The 25,635-nt window shown below is 69.7% G+C and carries 22 protein-coding genes; 16 read left to right on the top strand and 6 right to left on the bottom strand.

Annotated elements, in window-relative coordinates; genetic code table 11:
• The first annotated feature begins 34 nt into the window (after positions 1–34).
• The gene (locus IG98_RS0116390; RefSeq protein ID WP_030912528.1) at positions 35–1,165 is read left to right on the top strand and encodes a hypothetical protein; all 1,131 of its coding nucleotides are present in this window, start codon (positions 35–37) and stop codon (positions 1,163–1,165) included.
• A gap of 27 nt (positions 1,166–1,192) precedes the next feature.
• Here IG98_RS0116390 and IG98_RS0116385 read toward each other — a convergent pair whose 3' ends face one another.
• Complete coding sequence (locus tag IG98_RS0116385; RefSeq protein ID WP_037970521.1) at positions 1,193–2,407, bottom strand: D-alanyl-D-alanine carboxypeptidase family protein; 1,215 nt, start codon at positions 2,405–2,407, stop codon at positions 1,193–1,195.
• 87 nt (positions 2,408–2,494) lie between these two features.
• Here IG98_RS0116385 and IG98_RS0116380 point away from each other — a divergent pair, with 87 nt between their 5' ends.
• Complete coding sequence (locus IG98_RS0116380) at positions 2,495–2,713, top strand: SCO4848 family membrane protein (RefSeq protein WP_030912524.1); 219 nt, start codon at positions 2,495–2,497, stop codon at positions 2,711–2,713.
• Here IG98_RS0116380 and IG98_RS0116375 read toward each other — a convergent pair.
• Positions 2,672–4,069, bottom strand: a complete 1,398-nt coding sequence (locus IG98_RS0116375) for a peptide ligase PGM1-related protein (protein WP_245651585.1) — start codon at positions 4,067–4,069, stop codon at positions 2,672–2,674. The genes IG98_RS0116380 and IG98_RS0116375 overlap by 42 nt on opposite strands.
• A 534-nt stretch (positions 4,070–4,603) precedes the next feature.
• On the opposite strand from IG98_RS0116375, the gene IG98_RS0116370 reads away from it, so the two are divergent.
• The 12 genes from IG98_RS0116370 to IG98_RS46935 all read left to right on the top strand — a co-directional run bounded on the left by IG98_RS0116370 (position 4,604) and on the right by IG98_RS46935 (position 17,016).
• Entirely contained in the window at positions 4,604–5,845 is a 1,242-nt protein-coding gene (locus tag IG98_RS0116370; RefSeq protein ID WP_030912519.1) for a M20 family metallopeptidase, read from the top strand.
• A 345-nt stretch (positions 5,846–6,190) separates the two neighbouring features.
• Positions 6,191–7,258: a BMP family lipoprotein gene (locus IG98_RS0116365; protein ID WP_211264001.1), complete on the top strand. Its 1,068-nt coding sequence runs from the start codon at positions 6,191–6,193 to the stop codon at positions 7,256–7,258.
• Between the two features lie 126 nt (positions 7,259–7,384).
• Positions 7,385–8,935: an ABC transporter ATP-binding protein gene (locus IG98_RS0116360; protein WP_030912514.1), complete on the top strand. Its 1,551-nt coding sequence runs from the start codon at positions 7,385–7,387 to the stop codon at positions 8,933–8,935.
• Positions 8,932–10,071: an ABC transporter permease gene (locus IG98_RS0116355; RefSeq protein ID WP_030912511.1), complete on the top strand. Its 1,140-nt coding sequence runs from the start codon at positions 8,932–8,934 to the stop codon at positions 10,069–10,071. The genes IG98_RS0116360 and IG98_RS0116355 overlap by 4 nt, the downstream gene beginning before the upstream one ends.
• Positions 10,068–11,357, top strand: coding sequence for an ABC transporter permease (locus IG98_RS0116350; protein ID WP_030912509.1), 1,290 nt, complete (start codon positions 10,068–10,070; stop codon positions 11,355–11,357). The genes IG98_RS0116355 and IG98_RS0116350 overlap by 4 nt, the downstream gene beginning before the upstream one ends.
• Positions 11,357–11,755, top strand: coding sequence for a cytidine deaminase (locus IG98_RS0116345; RefSeq protein ID WP_037970518.1), 399 nt, complete (start codon positions 11,357–11,359; stop codon positions 11,753–11,755). The genes IG98_RS0116350 and IG98_RS0116345 overlap by 1 nt, the downstream gene beginning before the upstream one ends.
• Before the next feature lie 2 nt (positions 11,756–11,757).
• Complete coding sequence (locus IG98_RS0116340) at positions 11,758–13,038, top strand: thymidine phosphorylase (RefSeq protein ID WP_030912499.1); 1,281 nt, start codon at positions 11,758–11,760, stop codon at positions 13,036–13,038.
• Positions 13,039–13,403: 365 nt separating this feature from the next.
• On the top strand, positions 13,404–13,694 hold the full coding sequence (locus IG98_RS0116335; RefSeq protein WP_030912498.1) for a hypothetical protein: 291 nt from the start codon (positions 13,404–13,406) through the stop codon (positions 13,692–13,694).
• A gap of 429 nt (positions 13,695–14,123) precedes the next feature.
• Positions 14,124–14,717, top strand: a complete 594-nt coding sequence (locus IG98_RS0116325) for an AMIN-like domain-containing (lipo)protein (RefSeq protein ID WP_030912497.1) — start codon at positions 14,124–14,126, stop codon at positions 14,715–14,717.
• A 35-nt stretch (positions 14,718–14,752) separates the two neighbouring features.
• Positions 14,753–15,106 (top strand): cupin domain-containing protein, encoded by a 354-nt coding sequence (locus IG98_RS0116320; protein ID WP_030912492.1) that lies wholly within the window; start codon positions 14,753–14,755, stop codon positions 15,104–15,106.
• Between the two features lie 113 nt (positions 15,107–15,219).
• The gene (locus IG98_RS0116315; protein WP_030912490.1) at positions 15,220–16,299 is read left to right on the top strand and encodes an adenosine deaminase; all 1,080 of its coding nucleotides are present in this window, start codon (positions 15,220–15,222) and stop codon (positions 16,297–16,299) included.
• 33 nt (positions 16,300–16,332) lie between these two features.
• Positions 16,333–17,016: a PH domain-containing protein gene (locus IG98_RS46935; protein ID WP_051752207.1), complete on the top strand. Its 684-nt coding sequence runs from the start codon at positions 16,333–16,335 to the stop codon at positions 17,014–17,016.
• A gap of 96 nt (positions 17,017–17,112) precedes the next feature.
• Here the strand turns inward: IG98_RS46935 and IG98_RS0116305 are convergent, their stop codons facing one another.
• From IG98_RS0116305 to IG98_RS0116290, 4 genes are all read right to left on the bottom strand, one after another.
• Positions 17,113–18,756 (bottom strand): phospho-sugar mutase, encoded by a 1,644-nt coding sequence (locus IG98_RS0116305; RefSeq protein WP_030912484.1) that lies wholly within the window; start codon positions 18,754–18,756, stop codon positions 17,113–17,115.
• 270 nt (positions 18,757–19,026) lie between these two features.
• Positions 19,027–19,830 (bottom strand): purine-nucleoside phosphorylase, encoded by an 804-nt coding sequence (locus tag IG98_RS0116300; protein WP_030912479.1) that lies wholly within the window; start codon positions 19,828–19,830, stop codon positions 19,027–19,029.
• 103 nt (positions 19,831–19,933) lie between these two features.
• A complete protein-coding gene (locus IG98_RS0116295) occupies positions 19,934–21,313 on the bottom strand; it encodes a glycoside hydrolase family 43 protein (protein ID WP_030912471.1) in 1,380 nt (459 codons plus the stop codon).
• An 18-nt stretch (positions 21,314–21,331) separates the two neighbouring features.
• Positions 21,332–22,672 carry a glycoside hydrolase family 43 protein gene (locus IG98_RS0116290; protein ID WP_030912469.1) on the bottom strand — a complete coding sequence of 447 codons (1,341 nt, stop codon included), beginning with the start codon at positions 22,670–22,672 and terminating at the stop codon, positions 21,332–21,334.
• 702 nt (positions 22,673–23,374) lie between these two features.
• Here IG98_RS0116290 and ccmA point away from each other — a divergent pair.
• Entirely contained in the window at positions 23,375–24,001 is a 627-nt protein-coding gene (gene ccmA / locus IG98_RS0116285) for a heme ABC exporter ATP-binding protein CcmA (protein ID WP_037970587.1), read from the top strand.
• Entirely contained in the window at positions 23,998–25,581 is a 1,584-nt protein-coding gene (locus IG98_RS0116280; RefSeq protein WP_051752205.1) for a DUF6297 family protein, read from the top strand. The genes ccmA and IG98_RS0116280 overlap by 4 nt, the downstream gene beginning before the upstream one ends.
• The last annotated feature ends 54 nt before the right edge of the window (positions 25,582–25,635 follow it).

Raw genomic sequence — 25,635 nt, 5'->3', positions numbered from 1 at the left:
ACTCGTGAGAACCGGCGAGAGGACGATTCCACCGATGAACGAGCAGAGCGACGTCCCGGCTGCCTCCGGGGCGGATCAACGGTCTGCCGGTGACCCGCGCCGGGGTGGTGCGCCGGTGAGCCTGCTGGAGGAGCGCTACCGCTACTGGCTGCGCCTGCTGCCCGCCTCCTACCGCGCCGAGCGCGAGGAGGAGATGGTCTCCGTCTTCCTGGAGGGTTCGCCGGATGTCTCCGACGCGGACGGACCCCGGCCCCGCTGGTCGGAGATCGCCAGTGTGGCCGCGCTGGCGGTCCGGGTCCGCCTCGGCGGCGCGGGCGCGGGGCCGAGATCCCTCTCGTGGGGCGAGACGGTCCGCCTGGTGGCCCTGCTGGGACTGCTCTTCCAGGCCTTTCTCGCGGTCCTGACCATCGTGGCCGCCTTGAACACGTACGGGGTGATCGGTACCGTCCACCCCTCGCTCGCCCAGGAGGCAGGACCCCTCGGGTCGTTCGAGCGGCTCGCGAACATTCTGAGAAGCCTGGCCGGAGCCGTCTGGATCGCGCCCTTCGTCGCACTCGTTCTCGGCCATGTGCGCACGGCCAAGGCGCTGGCACTCCTCGCCTTCGTGCCGGAACTCCACGTCTTGACGAGTTCGGCGGGGGGCACGTTCGAGGCACTGGCCGGGCTGCTGAGTCCGCTGGTCGTGCTGTCGGCTCTGTGGACCGGCTTTCACCGTGACGCCCGGCCGGCCCGCCGCCCCCTGTGGCTTCTCGCCCCTCCCCTCGCCGCCGGTATCGCGGTCAGTGTGCTGTTCCGGCTGGTGGCGTCCCCCGACACGCCCGCCTGGTGGTGGCCGTGGCTCGACCTCCTCGGTCTGGCGAGCACGCTGATCCTGGGCGCGGGCGTCGGCTACGTGTGCGTGCACCTCCGTTCTCCCGCCTGGCGCACGCCCTCGTGGCCACTGGCCCTGGCGATCCTGGCGGTGCCGGTGCTCTGTGCCCGCCTCGCCAGGTTCGAGCACGGCTTCGACGCCGCGGACGAGGTGAGCCGGACCATCATGCTCGGCACGCTCGGCCAGACGGCGGCGCTCCTGCTCGTCGCCCTGGTGCTCGCCGTCCTGGGGTTCAGGGCCCTGCCCGCCGCGCGGGGCCCGTCGCCAGAGCCTCCCCGGATGACGTATCGGTGATCCTGGTCGCGATCCGCGGAACGCGCCTCAGCGGAAACGCCTGCGCAGGCCGTACACCAGCCAGACCAGGCCGCCGAGCAGGCCGGCGCCGAGGACGTAGTAGCCGATCGGGATGCCCTCGTCGGCGGGTCTGGCGGCCGCGGCGGGGTTCCGCTCGGAGCCGGAGGTGGGGGCGGGAGGTGCCGAGGCGGTCGGGGGAGCGGGCAGCGGGGTGGGTTCGGGGATCGGGTCGACCAGCTGTCCGACCGGGGCGACCCTGCCGCGGTTGGCGAAGCCCCAGTCGAGCAGGTCGGCGACCTCCTCCCAGAAGTAGCCGTCGTGGCGCATGATCGACACGATGATCGTGTGACCGTTGCGCTTGGCCGCGCCGACGAAGCTGCCCAGGGCCTTGGAGGTCCAGCCGTTCTTGACGCCGATCATGCCCTTGTAGCGCCAGAGCAGCTTGTTGTGGTTGCCGATCTCGTAGTAGCCCTTGGGCGCCGGGAACTTGTCAGTCTTTGTGCTGATATATCGCCGAAAATCGGCGTTGGCTAGGCCGGCGCGGGCGATCAGCGCCAGGTCGTACGCCGAGCTGCTCTGGCCGGGCTTGTCCAGCCCGCTGGGGGTCTTGGCCACCGTGTCGAAAGCCTGCAGGCGCTTGGCCTCGGCGTTCATGTCCGCCAGGGTCGCGGCCAGGCCGCCGTTGGCCTCGGCCAGCGCCATCGCGCAGTCATTGCCCGAGACCAGCATCAGCGCCTTGAACAGGTCGTCGACGGTGTAGAGGGGCTTGGTGACCAGGCCGACCGCGCTGCCCTCCTCGTTCACCGCGCGACTGCTCGGCCTGATCCTCCGGTTCTTGTCCAGCTTCGGGATCAGGGTGAGCGCGGTCAGCGCCTTCAGCGTGCTCGCGGGCAGGTAGCGCCCGTGGGCGTCCTTGGCCGCCAGTACCGCGCCGGTCTCGGCGTCGGCGATCACGTACGCCTTCGCGGCGGTCTTCGGCGGGGCCTTCACGCCCGGGGGGACGATGAGGCCCCGCTCACCGAGCCGGGAGCCGCCGACCGGCTCCCTCTCGCCCCGCGCGTGCGGGCCCAGCGAACCGGTGGCCGACGGCCACCCCCCGAGATCGTTCAGGAGGTCCGCGCCATGTGGACCGGCCGGAGAACCGGTCGCGGACACACCCGCGGTCCTGGCCTGAGCGGGTGCGCCGAGAAAGGTGGTCGCCGCGAGCAGCACCCCGACGGGCGCGAGATGTTTGATCCCCATGATGATCTCAGGGTAGCTTCGTGCCGGTTCGCATAGAGTTAGAGGTGCCCTGACCAGGTACGGGCCACTCGGCGGGATACTGACACCATGCAAATATCACGAAAGATCGCCGCTTTTCTGATCGGCCTTGCCGCTTTCATGATCTTCGAATGGATCAACCTTGGCTTCAACCTCGCGGACGGCCACCCGACGGCCTTCTACGTGGTCCACGGAATCCTGATCGCCGTCAACATCGTGCTCGCGATCGTGCTCGGCGTGATCGGCCTACGCGGTTGGTCGCAGCGTGAGCAGGGTTCTTCGGTGTAGCTCGGCGGCCTCCTCGGCGGAGTCGCCGATGCTGGTGAACCCCAGCTTGCCGAACTCCGTGATCGCGCCCAGCAGGTGCAGCACGTTCCCGGTGCGGCTCTCGCGGTCGAAGCCGAGCCCCGCGTCGTGGACCAGCTTGACGACCTCCCCGGGAGTGCGGCCCTTCAGCGTGGGGGAGGCGCAGTTGTCCGTCGCCACGTAGTACTTCGGCCGCCCGTCGCGCATCAGCGTGCCGGTGCCGGGGTCGTACGACGCGCCGGTGGTCAGGATCGCGGCGCCGAGCGGGTGGGTGGTGCCGCCGATGCGCAGGTTGATCTCACACAGCAACGTCCGGTAGCCGCCGTCGGTCTTGACGGCGAAGAAGTCGACGCCGAACAGTCCCACCACGCCGCGGTCCGCCAGGACCCCGGCGATCCGCTCGGTGTACGCGCCCAGCTCGGCGCGGTACTCCCGCCGGGCCGGGAAGCTACAGCCCTGGTAGACATCCCCGTTGGGGCCGCCGAGGACCTGCTCGTGGGTGGCGACCACGTCGTAGCCGCCGCCGGGGGTGATCCTGGCCAGCGCGCTGGGGGAGCGCAGCGGCCGGTCCTCGATGAACTCCTCGATCACCGCCCCCCGCTCGGCGATCTTCTCGGCGAACGTCGTCCAGTTCTCGTCGGCGGCGGAGAAGCTCGTGGGGCAGGAGACGAGCGGCCGGTCGTCCTTGGTCACGATGGCGTTGCCGAGCCCCGAGTAGCTGTTGTTGAGCTTGACCATCAGCTTGGTCGTGGGGCTCATCGCGCGGGCGGCGTGCTCCACCTCGGTCAGCGAACGCAGGTCGCCGAAGCCCCTGACCGTCGGTACCCCGGCCTCGTCGCCGATCGCGCGTCCACCGCTCTTGGACCCCAGGTGGGCCAGGGAGGTGGCCGGGCCGTACACCGGCAGGGAGAGCAGTTCGGCGAGGCGTTCCTCGTACTCGCTCACCACGAACGGCACCATCCAGGCGCCGCCGCCGTCCTCGCGGGTCCTTCGACGGTTCCCGAGCGCGGCGCGGACACGTTCGATCACATCCGGGCGGCGCAGCAGCGCCTCGCTGAGCGGGTGCGTGTCCGGATCATCCAAACTGATCATTTGCAGCCGGGTGCGGGCCTCGTCCGGATCGTCGAGGAAGCTCAGGTAGTAGTCCACGACCGCGTCGTTCACCGGCATCGAGGTGAGGTAGACGACCTCGACCTTCGGCTCTCTCAGGGTGAGGAGCAGGAAGAGCAGTCGTTCCTCGTAGCAGAGGGCTCCGGTGATCCTGCGCAGTTCATCCTGGGGAAGCGACAACGAGGGGAGGACCACCAGCATGCCCTCGTCCGGTTCAAATATGCTCAAACGCGACTGCCTCTCCCCGAATGGGATGTTAGCGATCATGTGAGGAGTGAAACATGCATTCATCCCATTTGCATCACTCCGCCGGGTTCGATGACCGGCACCGAAGGTCAGGTAAATTGCCAGGTCGGCGATGTTTGGAAGTGGCTCGGAGCTGTCATCCTCCGGCAGGGCCGTCACCCCACACGACTACCGTCCCGTAGTCAATATGAGTCATCCCGTCTGGTTCTCTCGGGGGGGAAGGTGTACGAGTGAGGTATGGGGCGGCAAAACATTTGGCGTGGATGTCGGCGAGTTGCTCGCGGGGCGAGATAAAGTCGTTGTCATCGCCAATGCGACGGCTGCCCCGGACCACAGGCTCGCAGCTCCCGCGTCGGCGTCGACCAGCCCGTGCTGACACGGCCCGTGAGACCCACTCCGGCCCGTCGGTGTGGCGATCACTTTTTTTCGAGACTGTCTCATGGGTTTCGAGATCCTGGGCAGTGGCACGGTGCGTCGAGGATGAAGGACCGCCGGCGCGGAATAGGACGGTGAACAATGCGGGGGCGTAATTTGCGGGGAGAACTCGACACGTTCCTCGCCGGTCGCGAGCAGGAATTGATCAACTTCCGTCGAGACCTGCACATGCATCCCGAGCTCGCGTTCGCCGAATACCGCACGACGCAGCGCATCGCCGAGCGCCTGACAGCCGCCGGGCTGGTCCCCTCGGTGCTGCCGCGCGGCACCGGCCTGCTCTGCGACGTCGGCAGCGGTGACGGCCCCACCGTGGCACTGCGGGCCGACATCGACGCGCTGCCGGTGCCGGACGAGAAGGACGTCTCCTACAGCTCGACGGTCCCCGGCGTGTGCCACGCCTGCGGCCACGACGTGCACACCGCGGTCCTGCTCGGCACCTCGCTCTTCCTCGCCCAGCAGGCCGAGGCCGGCCTGCTACCCGGCAGGGTCCGGCTGATCTTCCAGCCCGCCGAGGAGCTTCCCGGCGGTGCGCTTGAGGTCATGGCCTCCGGTGGCATCAGCGGTGTCGACCGCATCTTCGGCCTGCACTGCGACCCCCGGCTGGACGTCGGCAGGGTCGGCCTCAAGTCCGGTCCCATCACCTCGGCCTGCGACAAGGTGACGATCCGGGTGAGCGGTCCCGGCGGGCACACCGCCAGGCCGCACCTCACCGCCGACCTCGTCTTCGCGCTCGCCAAGATCCTCACCGAGCTGCCCGCCGCGCTCTCCCGCCGGGTCGACCCCCGCTCCTCGCTCAGCCTGGTCTGGGGCCGGGTGGAGGCGGGTTCGGTGGCCAACGCCATCCCGGACGACGGCGTCGCCGAGGGCACCGTGCGCTGCCTGGACGAGGCGGCCTGGCACGCGGCCCCCGACATGATCAAGTCGCTGCTGGAGTCGGTCGCGGGCGCGTACGGCGTCGAGGCCGAGATGGACTACACGCGCGGCGTGCCGCCGGTGGTCAACGAGAAGGTCAGCGTGCAGATGCTGGCCGAGGCCGCGGAGGGCGTGCTCGGCGAGGGCGCCTCCGGGCCGACGGAGCAGAGCCTGGGGGGTGAGGACTTCGGCTGGTACCTGGAGTCCATCCCCGGCGCGTTCGCCAGGCTCGGCACCCGCGAGCCGGGAACGGCGCACCTGGCGGACATCCACCAGGGCACCTTCGACGTGGACGAGAGGGCCATCGGCGTCGGGGTGCGGTTCCTCGCGGCGACCGCGCTGACCGCGCTCTGGGAGGGGCAGCGGCCCGTCGCGGGCGAGGCCCTGATGGCGCTGAAGGCCGACAGCTGACGCGCTGACCACGCGGGTCCGGCGGGGGTGTCCCCCCTCCGGGCCCGCTGTGTGTTCTACCGGGCCGGGAGAGTTTGGTCACAGCCGCCGTCGTTTCCGGAACGGCGGATCCCGGACGGGAGAGGCCGCCTGGCAGGTGTTCGGAAGCCCTGAATCCTCGAAAAGGCACCGGGAGTGGGATCCGTTCTGGTCACAGTCTCGCTTGAGGTCGGTAACAGGCAGGTTGCGGACTTGAGCGATGGTTTGGAGTGCTCTATCCGACCAACTACATTCCGTCCAGGGTTGCCGTGCGTTCCTTCGCGCGTGCACAAATTCGGTACGGCGAAGAGGGACGGAGGAGTCACCTTGCTCCGCAGTCAGTTCGGCAAGATGACGATGGTCACCGCGGCGGGTGCCATGCTCATGGCAGCGGCCGCCTGTGGTGGCGGTACGGATACGACGGCGAGCCCGGCGGCCAGTTCCGGGGCGAGCAGCGAGGCACCCCAGGCGTCTGGACTGAAGATCGGCCTGGCCTACGACGTCGGCGGTCGCGGGGACAAGTCCTTCAACGACTCCGCCTACGCCGGTCTGGAGCGCGCGCAGAAGGAACTCGGCGCCGAGATCAAGGACCTCAGCCCGGCGGCCGACGGCTCCAACCGCGGCGAGCTGCTCCGCCAGCTGGCCGAAGCGGGCTACAACCCGATCGTCGGTGTCGGCTTCGCCTACGGCGAGGACATCCAGAAGGTCGCCACCGAGTTCCCCGACCTCCAGTTCGCGGTGGTCGACTCGGCCTCCAACGGGCCGAACGTGACCGGTCTGCTCTTCGCCGAGGAGCAGGGCTCCTACCTCGCGGGCGTGGCGGCTGCCGAGAAGAGCAAGTCGAACCACCTCGGGTTCGTCGGCGGCGTCGAGAACGACCTGATCAAGAAGTTCCAGGCCGGGTTCGAGGCCGGTGCCAAGTCGGTCAAGTCGGACGTCAAGATCGACATCAAGTACCTGACCCCGGACGGCGACTTCAGCGGCTTCAAGGCCCCGGACAAGGGCAAGATCGCCGCGGAGAAGATGTACCAGGACGGCGCGGACATCGTCTACCACGCCTCCGGTGACTCCGGCCTGGGTGTCTTCCAGGCCGCCGCCGCCGCGGGCAAGCAGGCCATCGGCGTCGACTCCGACCAGTACGAGACGGTCAAGGAGGCCGACCTCAAGAAGGTCATCATGACCTCGATGCTCAAGCGGGTCGACGTCGGCGTGTTCGAGTTCATCAAGGCGTTCCAGGGTGGCGCCAAGGGCGGCACCAACGCCATCTACGACCTGAAGGTCGACGGCGTCGGCCTGTCCACCTCCGGTGGCTTCATCGACGACGTCACCGCCAAGGTCGACGAGGCCAAGAAGAAGATCGTCGACGGTTCGATCACCGTTCCCTCGAAGCCGTAAGCCCGTTCCCCGTACCCCTCGAAAAAAGGGGACGGGGAGCGACTTCCGAGAGCCCGGGGGCACCCCCCGGGCTTCTCCCTGTCTCGATCACGATCCGCGAGCCGGTTGGCTCCTCAGGAGAACGCATTGTCGACGAGCTCGGACACCCCGGCCGTGACGCCCCCCGCGGTGAAGCTGGAGGGCATCACCAAGCGCTTTCCCGGCGTCGTCGCCAACCATGACATCCGGATCGTCATCGAGGCCGGTTCCGTGCATGCCATCGTGGGCGAGAACGGCGCGGGCAAGTCCACGCTGATGAAGATCCTGTACGGCATGCAGCGGCCCGACGAGGGCAAGATCTACGTCAACGGCGAGGAGGTCACCTTCCGTACCCCCGGCGACGCGATCGCGGCCGGCATCGGAATGGTGCACCAGCACTTCATGCTCGCCGACAACCTGACGGTGCTGGAGAACATCATCCTCGGCGCCGAGCCCGCGAAGGCCGGAGTCCTGGATGTGAAGGGCGCGCGCAAGCGCATCGTCCAGCTCGCGGGAGATCACGGCCTGCGGGTCGACCCCGACCGGATGGTCGAGGAACTCGGCGTCGGCGACCGGCAGCGGGTGGAGATCCTCAAGGTCCTGTACCGGGGAGCGCGCGTCCTCATCCTCGACGAGCCGACGGCCGTCCTCGTCCCCCAGGAGGTCGAGGAGCTCTTCGCCAACCTGCGCGAACTCAAGGCCGACGGCTTCACGGTCATCTTCATCTCGCACAAACTCGACGAGGTGCTGAGCATCGCCGACGCCATCACGGTGATCCGGCGCGGCACCACCGTCGCCAGCGTCGATCCCGCTTCCACGACGGCCAGGCAGCTCGCCGAGCTGATGGTCGGCAGCGAGCTGCCCACCCCGGAGACCAGGGACTCCACGGTCACCGACCGCGTCGTCCTCGACGTGTGTGACGCGACACTCCAGGGAACGGGTGCCAAACCACTCCTATCCGATGTCAGCTTCACGGTCCACGCCGGTGAGGTTCTGGGCATCGCCGGGGTCGAGGGCAACGGCCAGTCCGAGCTGATCGAGGCCATCATGGGCCTGCGGACGCTCGACGGCGGGCGGATCCTTCTCGCCGAGGAGGACATCACCGCCTGGTCCACGCTCCGCCGCCGCGAGTCGGGCATCGGCTACATCCCGGAGGACCGGCACCGCCAGGGGCTGCTTCTTGAGGCGTCCCTGTGGGAGAACCGGGTGCTCGGACACCAGACCAGGAAGCCCGCCCGCAAGGGGATCTGGGTGAACCGCGCGGCCTCGCGCAAGGACACCGAGCGCATCGTGCACGAGTACGACGTCCGTACCCCGAGCATCGACACCCTCGCCCTGGCGCTCTCCGGCGGCAACCAGCAGAAGCTGATCGTCGGGCGTGAGATGAGCGGCGACCCGAAGTTCCTCATCGCCGCCCATCCGACCCGGGGGGTGGACGTCGGCGCCCAGGCCGCCATCTGGGACCACCTGCGCGCCGCCCGCGCGGGCGGCCTCGCGGTGCTGCTGATCTCGGCGGACCTCGACGAGCTGATCGGCCTGTCGGACACCCTCCACGTCATCTACGGCGGGCGCATGGTGGCCCGCCTCGACCCAGGCCAGGTCACCCCCGAACAACTCGGCGGATACATGACCGGTGCCATCGCGGAGGAGAAGGCATGATGCCCGCGAGGCTGCAACGCACGCTGCTGACCGTGGCGGGTGCGGTGGTGGCCGTGCTGCTCGCCATGGGAATTTCGAGCATCGCGATCCTGGCCGCCGGAGCCAGCCCGGTCACCGCGCTGGGGGCGATGTTCGACTTCGGCGACACCCAGCCAGAGGTGGTCAACGCCCTCACCTTCATCCTCAACCGCGCGGTCCCGCTGTTCATCGCGGGACTCGCGGTCGCGATCGGCTTCCGGATGAACCTCTTCAACATCGGTGTCGAGGGGCAGTACCGGATCGCGGCGATCGTCGCCGCCTTCGTGGGATCCCAGTTCGTGCTCCCCGGACCGATCCAGATCACTCTGATCATCGTGGTCGCGATGCTGGTGGGCGGCCTCTACGCGTTCATCCCCGCCGTACTCAAGGTGACGAGGGGCGTGAATGAGGTGATCTCCACGATCATGCTCAACTACATCGCGGTCAACCTCGCCGCCTTCCTGGTCCGGGGCCCGTTCGCGGGGGAACGCACGGCGGGGAAGCTGACGACGTCCACCCCCGAGCTGCCGGAATCGGCCTGGTTCCCCAACCTGAACGTCCTGTTCGAGATGTTCGGCCTGCCCGCTCCGCGCAGCGGCCTGTGGGGTTTCCTCATGGTGGCGATCCTGCTCGGGGTGATCATCTGGCTGGTCCTCGAACGCACCCGGTTCGGCTTCGAGGTCAAGGCCAGCGGCCTGAACCCCCCGGCCGCTCTCGCCTCCGGCGTCGACGCCAAGCGCATGGTGATCTCCGCGATGGTCCTCTCCGGTGCGATCGCCGGCCTGATCGGTCTGCCGGAGATCCTCGGCCGTACCCACGCCTACGGCTCGAACTTCACCGCCGGCCTCGGCTTCCTCGGCATCGCGGTCGCGCTGCTGGGCAGGAACAAGCCCGCCGGCATCGCGGTGGCCGCGCTGCTCTTCGGCTTCCTGGACCGCGCGTCCGCGCCCCTGCAGTTCGCCGACATCCCGCCCTCCGTCGTCGCCATCATCCAGGGCTCGATCGTGCTGATGGTCGTGATCGCCAACGAGGTCACCAGCCGGATGTCGATACGCCAGGAGGAACGGCGGGCCGCCCGTCAACTCGGTACCACTCAGCGAGCAGAGGTGGCCGCATGACCACGTCCGTGGCATCCTCGGAAGCCCGCCGCGTACGCCGCTACCACCTGGCGCTCGTCGGGGTGGCTGTGCTCATCCTGCTGCTCTCCCTGGCGCGGGTCATCGCGGATGCGCCCGAGCTCACGTCCTCGGGAACCTTCTCGGCGGCCCTGCTGCTCGCCGTCCCCATCGGGCTGGCCGGTCTCGGCGGGCTGTGGGCCGAGCGCGCGGGCATCGTCAACATCGGTCTCGAAGGCATGATGGTGCTCGGCACCTGGTTCGCCGGATGGGCCGGTTACCAGTGGGGGGCCACCGCGGCGCTGCTCGCCGGCCTGGCCGGCGGCGCGATCGGCGGCCTGATCCACGCGATCGCGACCGTGTCGTTCGGCGTCGACCACATCATCAGCGGTGTGGCGATCAACCTTCTCGGCCCCGGCGTCACCCGCTTCCTGTCCGAGGTGCTGTACGCGCAGGGCACGGCCGCGGGCGAGAAGGGCGCGGGCATCACCTCCTCGCCCACGCTCTCCTCGGAGGCTCCGAGCGTCAGCCTGCCGCTCCTCTCCGACGGTCCCGATCTGCTCGGGAAGCTGGAGAACACGCACTGGTTCCTGCTCTCCGACGTGGCCGGGATCCTGCGCGGCCTCACCCACGACGTGAACGTCCTGGTCATCCTGGCGGTGGCGCTGATCCCGCTGACGTTCTTCCTCCTGTGGCGCACCTCCTTCGGACTCCGGTTGCGCTCCTGTGGCGAGAACCCGTGGGCGGCGGAGTCGCTGGGCGTCAACGTCTACCTGACCAAGTACGTCGCGACGGTCATCTCCGGCGCGCTGGCCGGCCTCGGCGGCGTCTTCCTGGTCTTCGTGACCACCAAGTACGTCGAGGGGCAGACCGCGGGCCGGGGGTTCATCGGGCTGGCAGCGATGATCTTCGGTAACTGGCGGCCCGGCGGTCTCGCCGCCGGAGCCTCCCTGTTCGGCTACGCCGACGGCCTCCAGCTCCGCAGCTCCCAGGCGGTCACCGGCCTGCTGCTCTTCGGCGCCCTGCTGCTGCTGATCTACACCGGCCGCGAGGTCCGCAGGCGCCTGGCCGCGGGAGAGCCCGGTGTCAGGCAGTACACGGCCGCGGTGGCGGCCGTGCTCGCCGCCGTGGTGCTGGTCTGGCTCTGGATGACCGTCGATAAGCTGCCCAACGAGTTCGTCTTCATCACACCGCACGTACTGACGCTGCTGGTGCTCTCCGCGGCCTCGCAGAGCCTGCGCGCACCCCAGGCGGACGGCGTGCGCTACCGCCGGGGGGAACAGCACTGATGGTGGCAATCGATTGGGCGGCGCTCAAGGTCGAGGCCGTGCGAGCCATGGGGCATGCCTATGCCCCCTACTCGAAGTTCCCGGTCGGCGCCGCCGCCCTGGTGGACGACGGGCGGATCGTGTCCGGCTGCAACGTCGAGAACGCCTCCTACGGCATCGGACTGTGCGCCGAGTGCGGGCTGGTCTCCGCGCTCCAGGCCACGGGTGGTGGCCGCCTGGTCGCCTTCACCTGCGTCGACGGGCACGAGGAACTGCTCATGCCGTGCGGCAGGTGCCGCCAGCTGCTGTACGAGTTCGGCGGCTCCGAGCTGCTGCTGGAGACCATCGACGGCCCGAAGCCGATGTCGGAGATCCTGCCGTACGCCTTCGGGCCCGAGAACCTGAGCCGGGGGGCCTGAGCATGGACGCGATCAACGTCATCGTCACCAAGCGGGACGGCGGTGAGCTGTCGGCCGAGCAGATCGACTGGGTGATCGACGCCTATACCAAGGGCGTCGTCGCCGACGAGCAGATGTCCGCGCTCGCGATGGCGATCCTGCTCAACGGCATGAACCGGCGGGAGATCGCCGAGTGGACCCAGGCCATGATCCGTTCCGGGGCGCGGATGGACTGGTCGGCGCTGCCGGGGCCCACCACGGACAAGCACTCCACCGGCGGTGTCGGTGACAAGATCACACTGCCGCTGGCTCCGCTGGTCGCCGCGTGCGGGGGGTACGTGCCCCAGCTGTCCGGCAGGGGGCTCGGCCACACCGGCGGCACCCTGGACAAGCTGGAGTCCATCCCCGGCTGGCAGGCGTCCCTGTCCAACGAGGGGATGCTCGACGTGCTCGGCAAGGCCGGCGCGGTCATCTGCGCGGCGGGCGACGGGCTCGCTCCGGCCGACAAGAAGCTGTACGCGCTCCGCGACGTCACCGGTACGGTCGAGTCGATCCCGCTGATCGCCTCCTCGATCATGTCGAAGAAGATCGCCGAGGGCACCGGCGCGCTGGTGCTGGACGTCAAGGTCGGCTCCGGGGCCTTCATGAAGACCCCCGAGCGGGCCCGCGAGCTGGCCGAGACCATGGTCGCGCTGGGCACCGACGCCGGAGTCAACACGGTCGCGCTGCTGACCGCCATGGACCGGCCGCTGGGCCTGACCGTGGGCAACGCGCTGGAGGTCACCGAGTCGGTCGAGGTGCTCGCCGGCGGCGGCCCCGCCGACGTGGTCGAGCTGACCGTACGGCTGGCACGGGAGATGCTCCAGGCGGCCGGCCTGTCCGGGGGCAAGGACCCCGAGCGGGCCCTCGCGGACGGCTCGGCGATGGACGCCTGGCGCCGGATGATCTCCGCCCAGGGCGGCGACCCGGACGCCCCGCTGCCCAGGGCCACAGAGAGCATGGAGATCACCGCGCCCGCGTCCGGTGTGCTGTCCAGGCTCGACGCGTACGGCGTGGGCCTGGCGGCCTGGCGGCTCGGTGCGGGCCGGGAGCGCAAGGAGGACCCGGTGTCGTTCGGCGCGGGCATCGTGCTGCATGCCAAGCCGGGGGACCTGGTCCGCGAGGGGCAGCCGCTGATGACGCTGCACGCCGACGAGATCTTCCGCTTCGAGCGGGCGCTCGCCGCGCTGGAGGGCGCCTACACCGTAGGGGAGAGCGCCGACCCGGCCCTGCTCCCGCTGGTGATCGACCGCATCACGGCCTGACCCGGTAGGAGCGGGCCACCGCGTGGCTCAGAGCGGATCCGTGCGGCCGGTGCCGAGGCGTAAAGTCACCGACCTCGGCTGACCGGCGCCGAAGGCGCATCCGCACGGCGCAGGTGTGTGCCGTGCGGGGTCCGCAGCGCCGGATAGCCGAGTCGTCCGTGGAGCGAACCTTACTGACCGTTTGAATGTCGTCACGGCTACCGCGTAGGTTTACGGCAATTTCAATCTAGCGTGGTATTGGTCGGTTTCTTTTCTGTCGTTAGTCTATCTATGGTAATTCAATGATATTTTCGACGCGGCTTTGGATAATACGCGCGAAATTCCTGAATTGCCGGTAATGGCGATACGACAATTTAAGGGGAAAGATGCGCAAGGCCAAGGCGGGAATCATGGCTGCGGTCGCGGCCGGTGTGATGGTCGGAGGCATTCTGGCCGCCACCCCCGCGAACGCGGACGGAACCTATGCGCCATCGTGTGTGGCACGCGATACCACCAAACCCACGATTGTCATCAAGAACAACTGCGGTAAGACGATGAACCTGAACGTTCATTTCGGCGCCCTACCCGACTCGGGCTGCAAGACCTACACCGCCGGCCAGCAGCGGACCTTCATCCTCGGCGAAGTCGGCTGGTACCAGCACGTCGTGCTCTGCTGATATCCAACGCCCGTGTGACTCCTCCGCTCCCTGATCTCACTTCCCTCGGCGGAGGTGGGCCCGATCGTTTCGAACATCGAACCCATGGCAGGGAGGCGATTCACCCGCCGGGTGAACCCGGCAGTTCTTTCGCCGAACATCATGGCACCGGAAAGCGCGGGACCCGCCGGGCCGTTCCGGGGGTGCCGTTCGCCGAGCACGCGAGGACCTCACCGCCGACAGGTGGTGAGGCCCGGTGGTGTGTGCCGCACCGCCGGTCTTGACGACCCTCCGGACCGGGCCGGGCGGCGAATCGCCGCGGGTCCGGTCGTGATCGCGGTGCTTGACTCGTCCTTCGACAGGCTGTCACGATCGGGCCAGGGCCCAGGTGTACGGCGGAGGGTGAACCTCTCCGGAGAGCCGGGCATCTAACGGGGCAGGAGGCTCATCATGAACCGCACCCTCGTTCCCCTCGCGCTCGTCCCCCTCTTCCTGCTGGCGGGCTGTGGATCGGCCACCCAGAGCGCGCCCCCGTCCTCCGGGACCCCGGCCACGGCCCCGGTGGTCATCACGCCCACCACCACGCCCAACTCCACGCCGGCCGGGCTACGGCCCCCGACGAGCACCAAGGAGATCGAGGTCGAGCGCACCACCGTCGCCTCGCCGACCGTCACCGGGGCCAGGTTCGGCCGGCACCAGGGGTTCGACCGGGTGGTGATCGACCTGAACGGAGAGGTGCCCGGCTACACGGCGCGCTGGGTGCCCGAGCTCGTTCAGGACGGCTCCGGCGATCGGGTCGACGTCAAGGGCGGGGCCTACCTCCAGCTGGCGATAAGCCCCGCCGTCGCGCACTCCGGGGCGGGCAAGCCGACCTGGACGGGCGGGCCGATCTTCCAGGCACAGCTCGGCAACGTGCAGAGCGTGGTCAAGACGGGGGACTTCGAGGGAGTGGTGAGCGTGGGCATCGTCCTCGACCACAGGGCGCCGTTCCGGGTGCTGGAGCAGAAGAGCCCGAACCGGCTGATCATCGACGTCGCGCACTGAACGGCGCACCCCGTGACCAGTGACAGACTGGTCTGATGGTACGCAAAATCGACAGTGCGACGCGGATTCCCGTTCCGGGCGGCAAGATGATCGACGAGTACGTCGGCCTGGTCAACAGCGGCGACGACCGGATCTCGATCGCGCGGATGGCCGCCCCGGCGGGCTGGGAGGAGCCCGCCCAGACCCCGGAGTTCGCCGAGTACACCCTGGTGCTCAAAGGCACGGTGATCGTGGAGCACGACGGGGGCGTCACCGAGGTCGCCGCGGGGCAGGTGTTCACCTGCGAGCCGGGGGAGCGGATCCGCTACCGTTCGGGGCCGGACGGCGCCGAGTACGTGGCCATCTGCCTGCCCGCCTTCTCTCCCGAGACCGCCAACCGCGACGACTAGCCGTCCCGCACGACGTCGGCCAGGTCCGCGGCACCGGGACGGGCCGGTCGTGAACACGTTAAGCACTCCGTCCCGTGACTAAAGTCGAGGTCTCCCCCGCTGGAAGGATGTAGATGAGTCAGCCACCCACTTTTGAGCAGATCCGCCTGGCTCCGAAGGTGTTGCTCCACGACCACCTCGACGGGGGGCTCCGGCCGGAGAGCATCATCGAACTGGCCCGCGAGTCGGGCTACGACAGCTTGCCGGCGACCGACGCCGACAGCCTGCGCGCCTGGTTCAGGGAGGCCTCCGACTCCGGCTCGCTGGTGCGCTACCTGGAGACCTTCGACCACACGGTCGGCGTCATGCAGACGCGCGAGTCGCTGGTCAGGGTCGCCGCCGAGTGCGCCGAGGACCTGGCCGACGACGGCATCGTCTACGCCGAGGTGCGTTACGCGCCCGAGCAGCACACCTCCAGGGGCCTGAGCCTCGAAGAGGTCATCGAGGCGGTCCAGGAGGGCTTCAGGGCCGGTTCCGAGGGGCGGGGCATCCGGGTGGGCACCCTGCTCACCGCGATGCGTCACCAGGCCAGGTCCATGGAGATCGCCGAGCTGGCGGTCCGCTACCGCGACGCCGGGGTGGTCGGGTTCGACATCGCCGGCGCGGAGGCGGGCTACCCCCCCACCCGTCACCTCGACGCCTTCGAGTACCTCCAGCGGGAGAACGCCCACTTCACCATCCACGCCGGCGAGGCCTTCGGCCTGCCGTCGATCTGGCAGGCGATCCAGTGGTGCGGCGCGGACCGGCTCGGTCACGGCGTCCGGATCATCGACGACATCTCCGTCTCCGACGACGGGGAGCCCAAGCTGGGCCGCCTGGCGGCCTACGTCCGGGACAAGCGCATCCCGCTGGAGATGTGCCCGACGTCCAACCTGCAGACCGGCGCGGCGGCCTCCATCGCCGAGCACCCGATCGGCCTGCTGCGCCGCCTGAACTTCAGGGTGACCGTCAACACGGACAACCGGTTGATGAGCGGTACGAGCCTCTCCGAGGAGTTCGTCAAGCTGTCGGAGGCGTTCGGTTACGACTGGGACGACATGCTGTGGTTCACGGTCAACGCCATGAAGTCCGCGTTCCTGCCGTTCGACGAGCGCCTGGCGCTCATCAACGGCGTCATCAAGCCCGGCTTCGCGCGCCTCAAGTGGCAGGCGTGACCGGGTTCGTACGAGTGAAGTGAGCTTTTTCTCATGAAGCAGGTGTTCCGCTCCAACTTCGCGATGGTCGTCGGCTGGCTCTGGATGGTGTTCGCCGCGGGCAACGCGGTGGATCTGGTCGTCCGCTACAACGGTCGTCTCTCGATGGTCGCCGCGGCGGTGCTGGGGGTGCTGACCGCGCTGGTCTTCGTCACCTGCCTGCGCCCGATGATCGTCATGTCCGAGGAGGGGGTGCTGGTCCGCAACCCGCTGCGGAACGCCTTCGTGCCCTGGAGCGGAGTGGACGAGGTCACGGTCTCGCACTCGGTCACGATCACCTCCGGCGGCCGGAGGGTCCGCTGCTGGGCGCCGCAGACCTCGGCCCGTGAGCGGGCGGCGGCCGTGCGCAAGGGAAGGCCCGCGCTCGCGCGGGGCCGCTTCAGGACCGAGCCGGTCCGTTCGAAGGCCGAGCAGGCCGCCGCCGAGGCGATGGCGGGCAAGACGCACGCCGACTGGGTGGCCGAGCAGATCACCGAACGCGCCAAGGCCGCCAGGCGGGCGGCCTCGGCCGCCGGGACCCCGAAGAGCGACGCGATCGGGTCCGAGGCGGAGGCCGGGGTGACGAGCGAGGCCGGCACCGCTCCCGAAACAGGTGCGCTCAGGATGAACTGGGCACCGAGCGCGCTGGCCGCCGTGGCCGTCGCCGCTCTGCTGGTGGTCGCGGCCTTCCTGGTCTGATCGCCCCGATCGCGGTGGCGCCGGGCTCGGGGAGGTGGTGTGGCCGGGGACGATCACGGGGAAGCATGATCGTCCCCGGCCGTGGAACGGGCGCGGTCAGAGGCCGAGGGCCTTGGTGAGGTCGGCCTTCAGCGCGTCAAGGTCCCGTACCGCCCGCATCCGGGCCTCGGCGACCTCGTCGGCCACCGGAACCACGACCTCCAGGTAGCACTTGAGCTTGGGTTCGGTACCCGAGGGCCGGACGACGACCCGGGCGCCGCCGGACAGGTGGTAGCGGAGGCCGTCGGTGGGCGGGAGCCCGCCCGTGCCCTCGCTGAGGTCCTCGGCGGTCTCCACCTCGCGGCCGGCGAGCCGGGTGGGTGGCGTGGCCCGAAGACGGGCCATGGCACCGGCGATCAGCGACAGGTCGGCCACCCGGAACGACAGCTGGGACGTGGCGTGCAGGCCGTGCCGGCGCGCCAGGTCGTCCAGGAGGTCGAGCAGGCCCCGGCCCTCCAGCCTGGCCCCGGCGGCGATCCCGGCCACGGTCAGCGCCGCGCCGATGCCGTCCTTGTCGTGCACGGGCAGCCCGAGGTCGGAGCCGACGCTGTACCCCAGCGCCTCCTCGTACCCGAAGAGCAGGCCGGGGCCGGCCTTCATGATCCATTTGAAGCCGGTCAGGGTCTCGGCGTAGCGTACCCCGTACCCGGCGGCGATCTTGCCGAGCAGGGACGAGGAGACGATGGTGGTCGCCACCAGGCGATCCTCGCCGGAGGTCTGCCCGATCACGTGCTCGCCCAGCAGGGCGCCCACCTCGTCGCCGGTCAGCATCCGGTAGCCGCCGCCGGGCAGCGGCACACCGACCGCGCAGCGGTCGGCGTCGGGGTCGTTGGCCAGGATCAGGTCGGCGCCGATCCGCTCCGCCAGCTCCAGTGCGAGGTCCATCGCGCCGGGCTCCTCCGGGTTGGGGAAGGCGACGGTGGGGAAATCGGGGTCGGGGGCGGCCTGGGCCTCGACGACGGCCGGCGCGTCGAACCCGGCGGCGGCGAAGGCCCTGGCCAGGGTGTCGCCGCCGACGCCGTGCAGCGGGGTGTACGCCACCCGCAGCCCGCGGGCGGTGCCGATCGGGAGCGCGGTCACCGCCTCCAGGTAGGCGGTCACCACGCCGTCGTCCAGCGCGGTCCACGCGGGGTCGTCCGGGGAGCCGAGGGGCAGCTCGGAGACCGGCCCGACCGCGTCGATGGCGGCGGAGATCTCCGCGTCGATCGGCGGCACGATCTGGGAGCCGTCGCCCCAGTAGACCTTGTAGCCGTTGTCGCGGGGCGGGTTGTGGCTCGCGGTGACCGTCACGCCCGCGTCGGCGCCGAGGTGGCGGACCGCGAAGGCCAGTACGGGCGTGGGCAGCGGCGCGGGGAGGACCGAGGCGCGCAGTCCGGCCCCGGTGAGCACGGCCGCGGTGTCACGGGCGAAGACGTCGGACTTGTGCCGGGCGTCGTAGCCGATCACGACGTGCCTGCCGGGACCGAGGACGCGGGCCAGACCGGCGGCGGCGCGCATGACCGTCACCCGGTTCATCCGGTTGGGGCCGGCGCCCAGCTCGCCGCGGAGCCCGGCGGTGCCGAACTCCAGCTTCGCGCCGAACCGCTCGCGCAGTGCGTCGCCGTCGCCGCGTTCCAGCAGCTCGGTCAGCTCCGCGCGCGTGTCGGGGTCGGGGTCCTGGGCCAGCCAGGAACGGGCGGGCCCCGCGAGATCGCTGCTCATCGTCACCTCTCGGGCCTGGGCCCGTCGCCGGTCGAACCCTTGCAAGCAGGGGGGTTCCTGAAAGCCGGGTGTCTCTGTTCTGGCCTGCTCAGCAAGCGCATCGGGCACGTACTCGCAAGCAGGGTGATTCGTGGAAGCCAGCCGTTTCCCCGAGGGGAACCGGTCCTCGGGTGCGGCCGGTTCCCGGGGCCGGGGTGGTCCCAGACTGTGTGGTCTTGGCCGGGGTGGTCCCGGCGTGCAGTTCGGGCCGTGTGGTCCCGGTCGTGGGGCCTACAGCTTGCCGACGACCCTGGCCAGCAGGCCGCCCATCCGGGTGGCGGTGGCGCGGCCGACCTCCAGCACCTCCTCGTGGTTGAGCGGCTCGCCCACCAGACCGGCGCCCGGGTTGGTGACCAGGGAGATGCCGAGCACCTCGGCGCCGCCCTCGCGGGCCGCGATCGCCTCAAGCACCGTGGACATGCCCACCATGTCGCCGCCCAGGATGCGGCACATCCGGACCTCGGCCGGGGTCTCGTACGTCGGGCCGCGGAAGGCCACGTAGACGCCCTCGGCCAGCGACGGGTCGGCCTCGCGGGCCAGCTCGCGCAGCCGCGGGGTGTAGACGTCGGTGAGGTCGACGAAGGTGGCGCCGGTGATCGGGCTGGCACCGGTCAGGTTGATGTGGTCACTGATCAGCACCGCCTCGCCGACCTCCTGGGTCTCGGGGCGCAGGCCCCCGGCGGCGTTGGTCAGCACCACCGTGCCCACCCCGGCCCTGATCGCGGTCCGTACCCCGTGCACGACCGGCTCCACCCCGCGGCCCTCGTAGAGGTGGGTGCGGCCGAGGAAGATCAGCACGTTCTTGCCGGACTCGGTCCGCACGACGCGGATCCGGCCCGCGTGGCCCGCCACGGCGGGCGGCGCGAAGCCGGGCAGGTCGGTCACCGGGATCTCGGCGACCGTCTCGCCGATCGCGTCGGCGGCCGGGACCCAGCCCGAACCCATCACCAGCGCGACGTCGAAGGAGTCCACGCCGACGGCGCTTCTCAGCGCGTCCGCGGCGTCCGTGGCGAGTGCATAGGGATCGTTGCTCACCTCACCGAGCGTACCGGTCGGCGGTGCTACCCCGTCCGCTCCGTACCACTTCCTGTGCGCCTGTCCATGACCGTCCGTCGGACGGCCATGGACAGGCGTCGGCTCAGTTCAGGAGCTGGAAGGTGGCGTCCTGCTTGTCCGTCGTCGACGAGCCGCCGCTGATCGGGTCGATCCGCAACACGTAGTTCGAGTGTCTGATGTACCGGTCGGGGAAGTTGTACGACCGATAGGACTTCCAGCTCGCGTCGGCGAATCCGGAGACCTGGTAGAAGGTGGCGTCGGCTTTGAAAGTCGCCGTGCCGTCGTTGGCGTTCGTCACCAGCGCGTAGTTCGAGTGCCGCAGGTAGCGGCTGGGGAAGTTGACGGACTGGAAGGAGACCCCGGCCGAGTCGGCCAGTCCCGGCACCACCCTCCACTGCTGGTCCTGGTAGGGGTCGAACGGGTAGGTGTCGATCCTGCCCACGTTGTCCGCGTGCCGCACGTAGCGGTCGGGGAGGTTGTAGGACTTCAGCCGGTTCCAGCTCGGCGCCCCCCACCTGGTGAGCAGCGCCGATCTCTCCTCGGCGGTGATCGGGGTGATGGTCGCGTGCTTGGAGTTCAGCGGCTGGGTGTAGGCACGCTGGTTCACCGCGGACCAGGCATTGGCGTTGATGTCCGTGGTCTGCCAGGCGTAGAACACCCCGTTCGGCGTGTAGGTGTCACCCCACAGGTACCAGACGTTCCTGTCGAGTGCCTTGACCACGATGGGCGCCTCGGTTCCACCGTGCGCGATCCCGCTCGTGTAGGTGCCGCCGTCGAAGCTGCGCGGGTTCAGCGAGGACGACCTGGCGCCGAAGAGCGCCCCGTCCGTCCTCTTGTAGTACAGGTAGTTGGTTCCGTTGCCCACCAGCACGTTGGCGTCGATGATGTTGAAGCCGGGATCGAAGTAGACCTGCGGCGTGCCCACGTTCACGAAGTCGGTCGTGTAGTTGACCATGATGACGTCCCGGACGCCGTTGTGCGCCGAGTAGATGATGGCGTACTGGCCGCGGCTCGGATCCCAGAAGGACTCCGGCGCCCAGGAGTGGGTCGCCATCGAGTGCAGCTTGACCCGGCGGTAGCCAGTGAAGCTCCGTAGGTCGGCCGAGTCCCACACGTGGATGTACTGGTTCTGCTGGGAGAAGTCCGTGCCCTTCAGGTCGGTGGCCAGGATCGTGAAGGTCCCGTCCTGCTTCCGCTGGATGAACGGGTCACGCAGCCCCCCGGTGCCCTGGGCCGGGGTGACCACCGGGTTGTTCTGGTTCAGCGGCGTCCAGTTGAGCGAGTCGGTGCTGACCGCGAGGTGCAGCCCGTAGTCGGCGCCGTTGCCACTGGGCGACTCGGTGAAGTACCCCATGACGTACGCGGAGTAGGTGGCCGCCGAGGCGGCCCCGGGGTGCGTGGAGACGGCCGTGAGGACGAGGGCCAGGGCGGACAGCCCGGCGAGGATTCTTCGGATGAGCATCGGTTCGGTCCCTCGCGCTCAGGCCCAGGGGGCGACGACGGTGAAGGAGCTGTCGGCGCGGAAGGTGTCCGAGTTCTGGTAGAGGTCCACCCGCAGCTCGTAGTTGTAGTGCCGGAGGTAGCGGCCCGGGTAGTTGTACGACTCCAGCGACACCGAACCGGAGGCCGAGCCGGGCTTGGCGCAGAAGGTGGCGTCCTGCTTGAAAGTCGTGGAGCCGTCGTTCGCGTCCAGGCGGATGCGGAAGTCCCAGTGCCGCAGGTAACGGCCGTCGGCTCCGGTGAAGGAGGAGCAGTTCGGGTCGGCGAGGCCGGGCACCACGGTGAAGGTGGCGTCCTGCTTCGTCTGCGCGGTGCTCGACGAGCTCACCGGGTCGATCCGGCCGAGCTGGTCGAGGTGGCGGACGTAGCGGTCGGGGAAGTTCACCGACCGCAGCGAGCGCTTGCCCGCGGGGACGGTGACGCCGCCGGAGACGACCTCCTTCAGCACTGTGAAGTGGCGGGCGAAGCCGCTCAGGCCCGGCAACTCGGCGGGGGCCGTCCAGGTGGCGAACCCGTCGTAGCTGTCACTGAAGAAGTACTTGCCCACCGTGTAGCCGTCGAAGTAGATCCGCCAGCCGCCGTTGTCCAGGGGAACCAGGGCCTGGCCCTCGCGCGGGTTGCCCCATCCGGCCCAGTTGCCGGTGTGGCGGAAGGTGTAGGGGCCGGTGAGGCTGGTCGCGGTGGCGTGCTCGATGTACTTGCTGGTCTCCTGCTTGGTGAACGCGTGGTAGGTGCCGCCCACCTTGACGACGAAGGTGTCGATGTAGTTGGGCCCGATGCCGGACAGGACCGTGGGCTGGGTCCAGGAGGTGAGGGCCGCGTTGGTGGCGGTCAGCTTGTAGGGCTTGAAATCGGCGCCGGTGGTGGACAGGGAGACGATGACGTTGACGCTTCCGTCGGTGTCGACGAACCACTCGGGGGCCCAGGTGTTGGCCACCCCGGCCACCGGGATCGTGTGGTTGCGGAGGAAGGTCCAGTTGACCCGGTCGGTGCTGGTGGCGAAGCCGATCGTGTTGCCGGTCCAGTTCGTCGTGTAGACGATGTAGTAGCGGCCGTCGGTGTGCCGGATGATGCTCGGATCGCGGATCAGTCCCGAGGGCGGGGTGTACGCGGGCCCGCGGAGCAACCGGAACCCGGTGGCGTCCGGCGACTCGTAGACGTACATGTTCGACTCGCTGGTGTTGGTGAACGCCGTCATCGTGTAGCGGGTCGCCGATCCGGGCGGTGGGGCGGCCGCCTGCGCGGTGTGGCCGGTCACCAGCGTGACGGCCGCGAACACGACCGCGGCCAGCGTCGCCCGTATCGATCTGTGCCGGTGCATGGTCTTCCTCCCTGGGGGGTGGGGCGGTGCCGGTCTCCCTGAGGCATGAGGGTTCTCCCGGCCGGCCGGGAGAACCGCGGCGCCGTCTTTGCCACCGACCGGACACCTGAGCCGCGGGGCCTTCGGCGGCGCTGCTCCCTCAAGGCGTATTAATTGTTGGACGCGTAATTATGAGCTGATTGTTAGCGTTATCATTATTGCTGTCAAGGCCTCGTTCGCGCGATCCTGCGGTGTGGGTCGTGGCCGTCCTCGAAACCGGGCTCGTCCGGATCGCCGGCCGCTTCGGCGAAACGCCCCCCTCCTTTGCGCCGACTCTTGGTCCGGTCGGTAGTACGCGTGTATCAAGTGGTGACCGCCCTGGTCGGCGATCGGTGCGGGATTCAGGGCCGGTCGGCGGGGAGGATGGGGCGGGCCGAAGCTTGACTTTCTGTCAGGTCTCCCCGAAGCTGACAGAAATCAGTCCGAAACAGATCCGACACATCCGCAAATAGTTAACGTTAACAATTTTCGCCGTCCGGGTGGACGGATGAACGCTGCGTCCATCGGGACGTCGCGCCTTTCAGCTATTCATCCGCTCATTTGTAAGCACTTTTATTCATTCCTTTTTGTGTTTTGTCGTACCCGGTCTGCCGGGTCGGCGCCTCGCTCCCGGAGACCTCCGTGCCACCGGGGGAGGCGGTGGTCGTGGATTAGGGTCAAATGGTGGCTGAATCGATCATCGTGGTCCGTGACGTGCGAGTGGAGTTGAGCGGTACTCCGATCCTGCGGGGTGTCGACCTCACGGTCGCCCGGGGTGACATCGTCGCGGTGGTCGGGGTGAACGGCGTGGGCAAGTCGACGTTGCTGCGCTGCCTCGCGGGTCTCCAGCCGCCGAGGTCCGGCGAGGTCAGCGTCCTTGATCGGCCGCCGGCGGATGACTCGGACTTCTGGCGCGATGTCCTCCTCGTCGGCGACGAACCGGCGTGGTACCCGGGGCTGACCGTGCGGGAACATCTGGAACTGATGCATGCCGTACACCGCTCGTCCCGTCTGGAGGTCGAGACGGCCCTGGAGGTGTTCGGTCTGGCGGGGAGAGCGGACATGGCACCGCTGACGCTCTCGACCGGCCAGCGACAGCGGCTGTCGCTGGCGATGGCCCTGCTCCGGCCGAGCCGGTTGCTGCTGCTGGACGAGCCGGAGCGCGGACTCGACGCGACGTTCAGGAAGCGGCTGGCGACCATGCTGACCGAATACGCGGCGGCCGGTGGTGCCGTGGTGATGGCGACCCACGACCTCGACTTCGCCCGGATCACCCGCGCACGCCGGATCACGCTGGAGGCCGCCGCGTGAACGAGGTCCGGGCCGTGCGGGCCCTCATCCGGTCGGGTGGCCGGACACCGATGAGCTGGTCGGACCGGTACGTCGCCCTGTTCGGGCTCGCGATGGCGGTGGCGGTGCTGGCCCAGCCCGTCGCCTCCGTAGTCGCGGCCATGGCCGGGCAGGCGGATCCGTCGAGGCTCGGGGCCGGGGTGGCGTTGATCGCACTGGCCTACGCGGGCCTCCTCGCGCTCGCCCGTACGCTCGGCCCCGTCGCGCTGCCGGCCGCCGACGCCGCCTGGCTGCTGCTCTCCCCGCTCCCGCGCCGCACCGTGCTGGGACGGAGCGCGGTGATCCTGCCGGCGATCTCCTCGCTGGCCGGAGTGGGACTGGGCCTGGCGCTGCTCGCCGTACTCGGTGCGCCGGATCAGTTCACGCCGCGGCTGGTCACCGCGGTGCTCCTGGGAGTCTCGGCGGCGGTCGGCGGGATGGCGGCGGCCGTGCTGGCGCAGGCGTCCCCGCAGTGGGACTCGTGGCTGCAGGGGGCGCTCGTCGTCCTCGTGATCGTGGCCGCGCTCGCGGCGGTGCTGGGCAGCGGTCCGGGGCGGCACCTGCTGGTCGCCGTCGCCGACGCGCCGGTCTCGCTGGGCGCGGCCTCGGCGGCGCTCTGCGGCACCGTGACCGCCCTTCTGGTACGGCGGGCGTGGGCGGCACTCGGGCGCGTCCACGCGCGTACCGTCCTGGCCGCGTCCACCCGCGCCGGCCGGGTGGCCGCCGCGACGGTGGCCCTGGAACTCGGAGCCCTGACCTGGATCGCCGAGGACGGTCACTGGCGCGGGCGCACCCTGCGCTCCCGCCCGTGGCCGGCGCCGCTGTCGGGGTCCCTGTCGGGGCCGATGCCCCGGCTCCCGCGGCCCCTGTCCGCCCCGCTGGCCCTGGCCTGGCAGGACTGGCGCAGGCTGGGGCGCCGCCCAGGTCGGCTGGCCGCCCTGCTCGCGGCGACCGCACTGCCCGCTCTGGCCGCCCAGGCCGCAGGCGGTCTCTCCCCGGTCGCGATGATCCTGGTGGCCGGTGGAGCGCTGACCGCCGCGGTGGCGTGCACCACGGGTGCGCGCCGCGACGAGGAGGACCCGAGTCTGGCGCGGCTCTTCGGCGTGGGCGCCCGTGCGGCGCTCACCGCACGGGCGCTGCTGCCGATGCTGCTGAGCGCCGCCTGGCTCACCCTCGCCCTGGCCGGACTGACCGCGATGGGTGCCCTGCCCGCCGGCCCGTGGTGGCTGTTCGGCCCGCTGTCCGCGCCCGCCCTGGCCGCCGGAGCCCTGCGGATGGCCCGGCGGGGTTTCGTCGATCACTCGATGCCGGTCATCGACACCCCGGGGGGCGCCATACCCGTGGGCCCGCTCGTCTGGGCGATGACCGGCGTGGACATCGCCGCGCTCGGCTGCGCCCCTGCGCTACTGGCGCCGGCCGTCGGGCCGACCGCCCTCGGCGCCCTGGTGGCCGCGCAGGCGCTGTCCGGGGTGGCCGTGCTGACCGCGTTCCTGCTGCGCGCGAGGAGAGCCGCGGCCGACCCGGCCCGCCTCGGGTACGTGACCCCGATCGACCTGGGGTGATTACCCGCGGCATTGGATCAGATATAGCTGCTGACCTGCAACGATGCGGCACAT

It is taken from the genome of Streptosporangium amethystogenes (assembly GCF_000721075.1).
Lineage (GTDB): Bacteria > Actinomycetota > Actinomycetes > Streptosporangiales > Streptosporangiaceae > Streptosporangium > Streptosporangium amethystogenes.
Note: the sequence above shows the minus strand (reverse complement) of the source record. Positions and strands in the feature narration are given on the sequence as shown.

What these genes read in the sequence shown, in the direction of transcription:
- IG98_RS0116390 (WP_030912528.1), top strand. Translation starts at nt 35, where the DNA reads ATGAACGAGCAGAGCGACGTCCCGGCTGCCTCCGGGGCGGATCAACGG.
- IG98_RS0116385 (WP_037970521.1), bottom strand. Translation starts at nt 2,407, where the DNA reads ATGGGGATCAAACATCTCGCGCCCGTCGGGGTGCTGCTCGCGGCGACC.
- IG98_RS0116380 (WP_030912524.1), top strand. Translation starts at nt 2,495, where the DNA reads ATGCAAATATCACGAAAGATCGCCGCTTTTCTGATCGGCCTTGCCGCT.
- IG98_RS0116370 (WP_030912519.1), top strand. Translation starts at nt 4,604, where the DNA reads ATGCGGGGGCGTAATTTGCGGGGAGAACTCGACACGTTCCTCGCCGGT.
- IG98_RS0116355 (WP_030912511.1), top strand. Translation starts at nt 8,932, where the DNA reads ATGATGCCCGCGAGGCTGCAACGCACGCTGCTGACCGTGGCGGGTGCG.
- IG98_RS0116350 (WP_030912509.1), top strand. Translation starts at nt 10,068, where the DNA reads ATGACCACGTCCGTGGCATCCTCGGAAGCCCGCCGCGTACGCCGCTAC.
- IG98_RS0116345 (WP_037970518.1), top strand. Translation starts at nt 11,357, where the DNA reads ATGGTGGCAATCGATTGGGCGGCGCTCAAGGTCGAGGCCGTGCGAGCC.
- IG98_RS0116340 (WP_030912499.1), top strand. Translation starts at nt 11,758, where the DNA reads ATGGACGCGATCAACGTCATCGTCACCAAGCGGGACGGCGGTGAGCTG.
- IG98_RS0116335 (WP_030912498.1), top strand. Translation starts at nt 13,404, where the DNA reads ATGCGCAAGGCCAAGGCGGGAATCATGGCTGCGGTCGCGGCCGGTGTG.
- IG98_RS0116325 (WP_030912497.1), top strand. Translation starts at nt 14,124, where the DNA reads ATGAACCGCACCCTCGTTCCCCTCGCGCTCGTCCCCCTCTTCCTGCTG.
- IG98_RS0116320 (WP_030912492.1), top strand. Translation starts at nt 14,753, where the DNA reads ATGGTACGCAAAATCGACAGTGCGACGCGGATTCCCGTTCCGGGCGGC.
- IG98_RS0116315 (WP_030912490.1), top strand. Translation starts at nt 15,220, where the DNA reads ATGAGTCAGCCACCCACTTTTGAGCAGATCCGCCTGGCTCCGAAGGTG.
- IG98_RS46935 (WP_051752207.1), top strand. Translation starts at nt 16,333, where the DNA reads ATGAAGCAGGTGTTCCGCTCCAACTTCGCGATGGTCGTCGGCTGGCTC.
- IG98_RS0116305 (WP_030912484.1), bottom strand. Translation starts at nt 18,756, where the DNA reads ATGAGCAGCGATCTCGCGGGGCCCGCCCGTTCCTGGCTGGCCCAGGAC.
- IG98_RS0116295 (WP_030912471.1), bottom strand. Translation starts at nt 21,313, where the DNA reads ATGCTCATCCGAAGAATCCTCGCCGGGCTGTCCGCCCTGGCCCTCGTC.
- IG98_RS0116290 (WP_030912469.1), bottom strand. Translation starts at nt 22,672, where the DNA reads ATGCACCGGCACAGATCGATACGGGCGACGCTGGCCGCGGTCGTGTTC.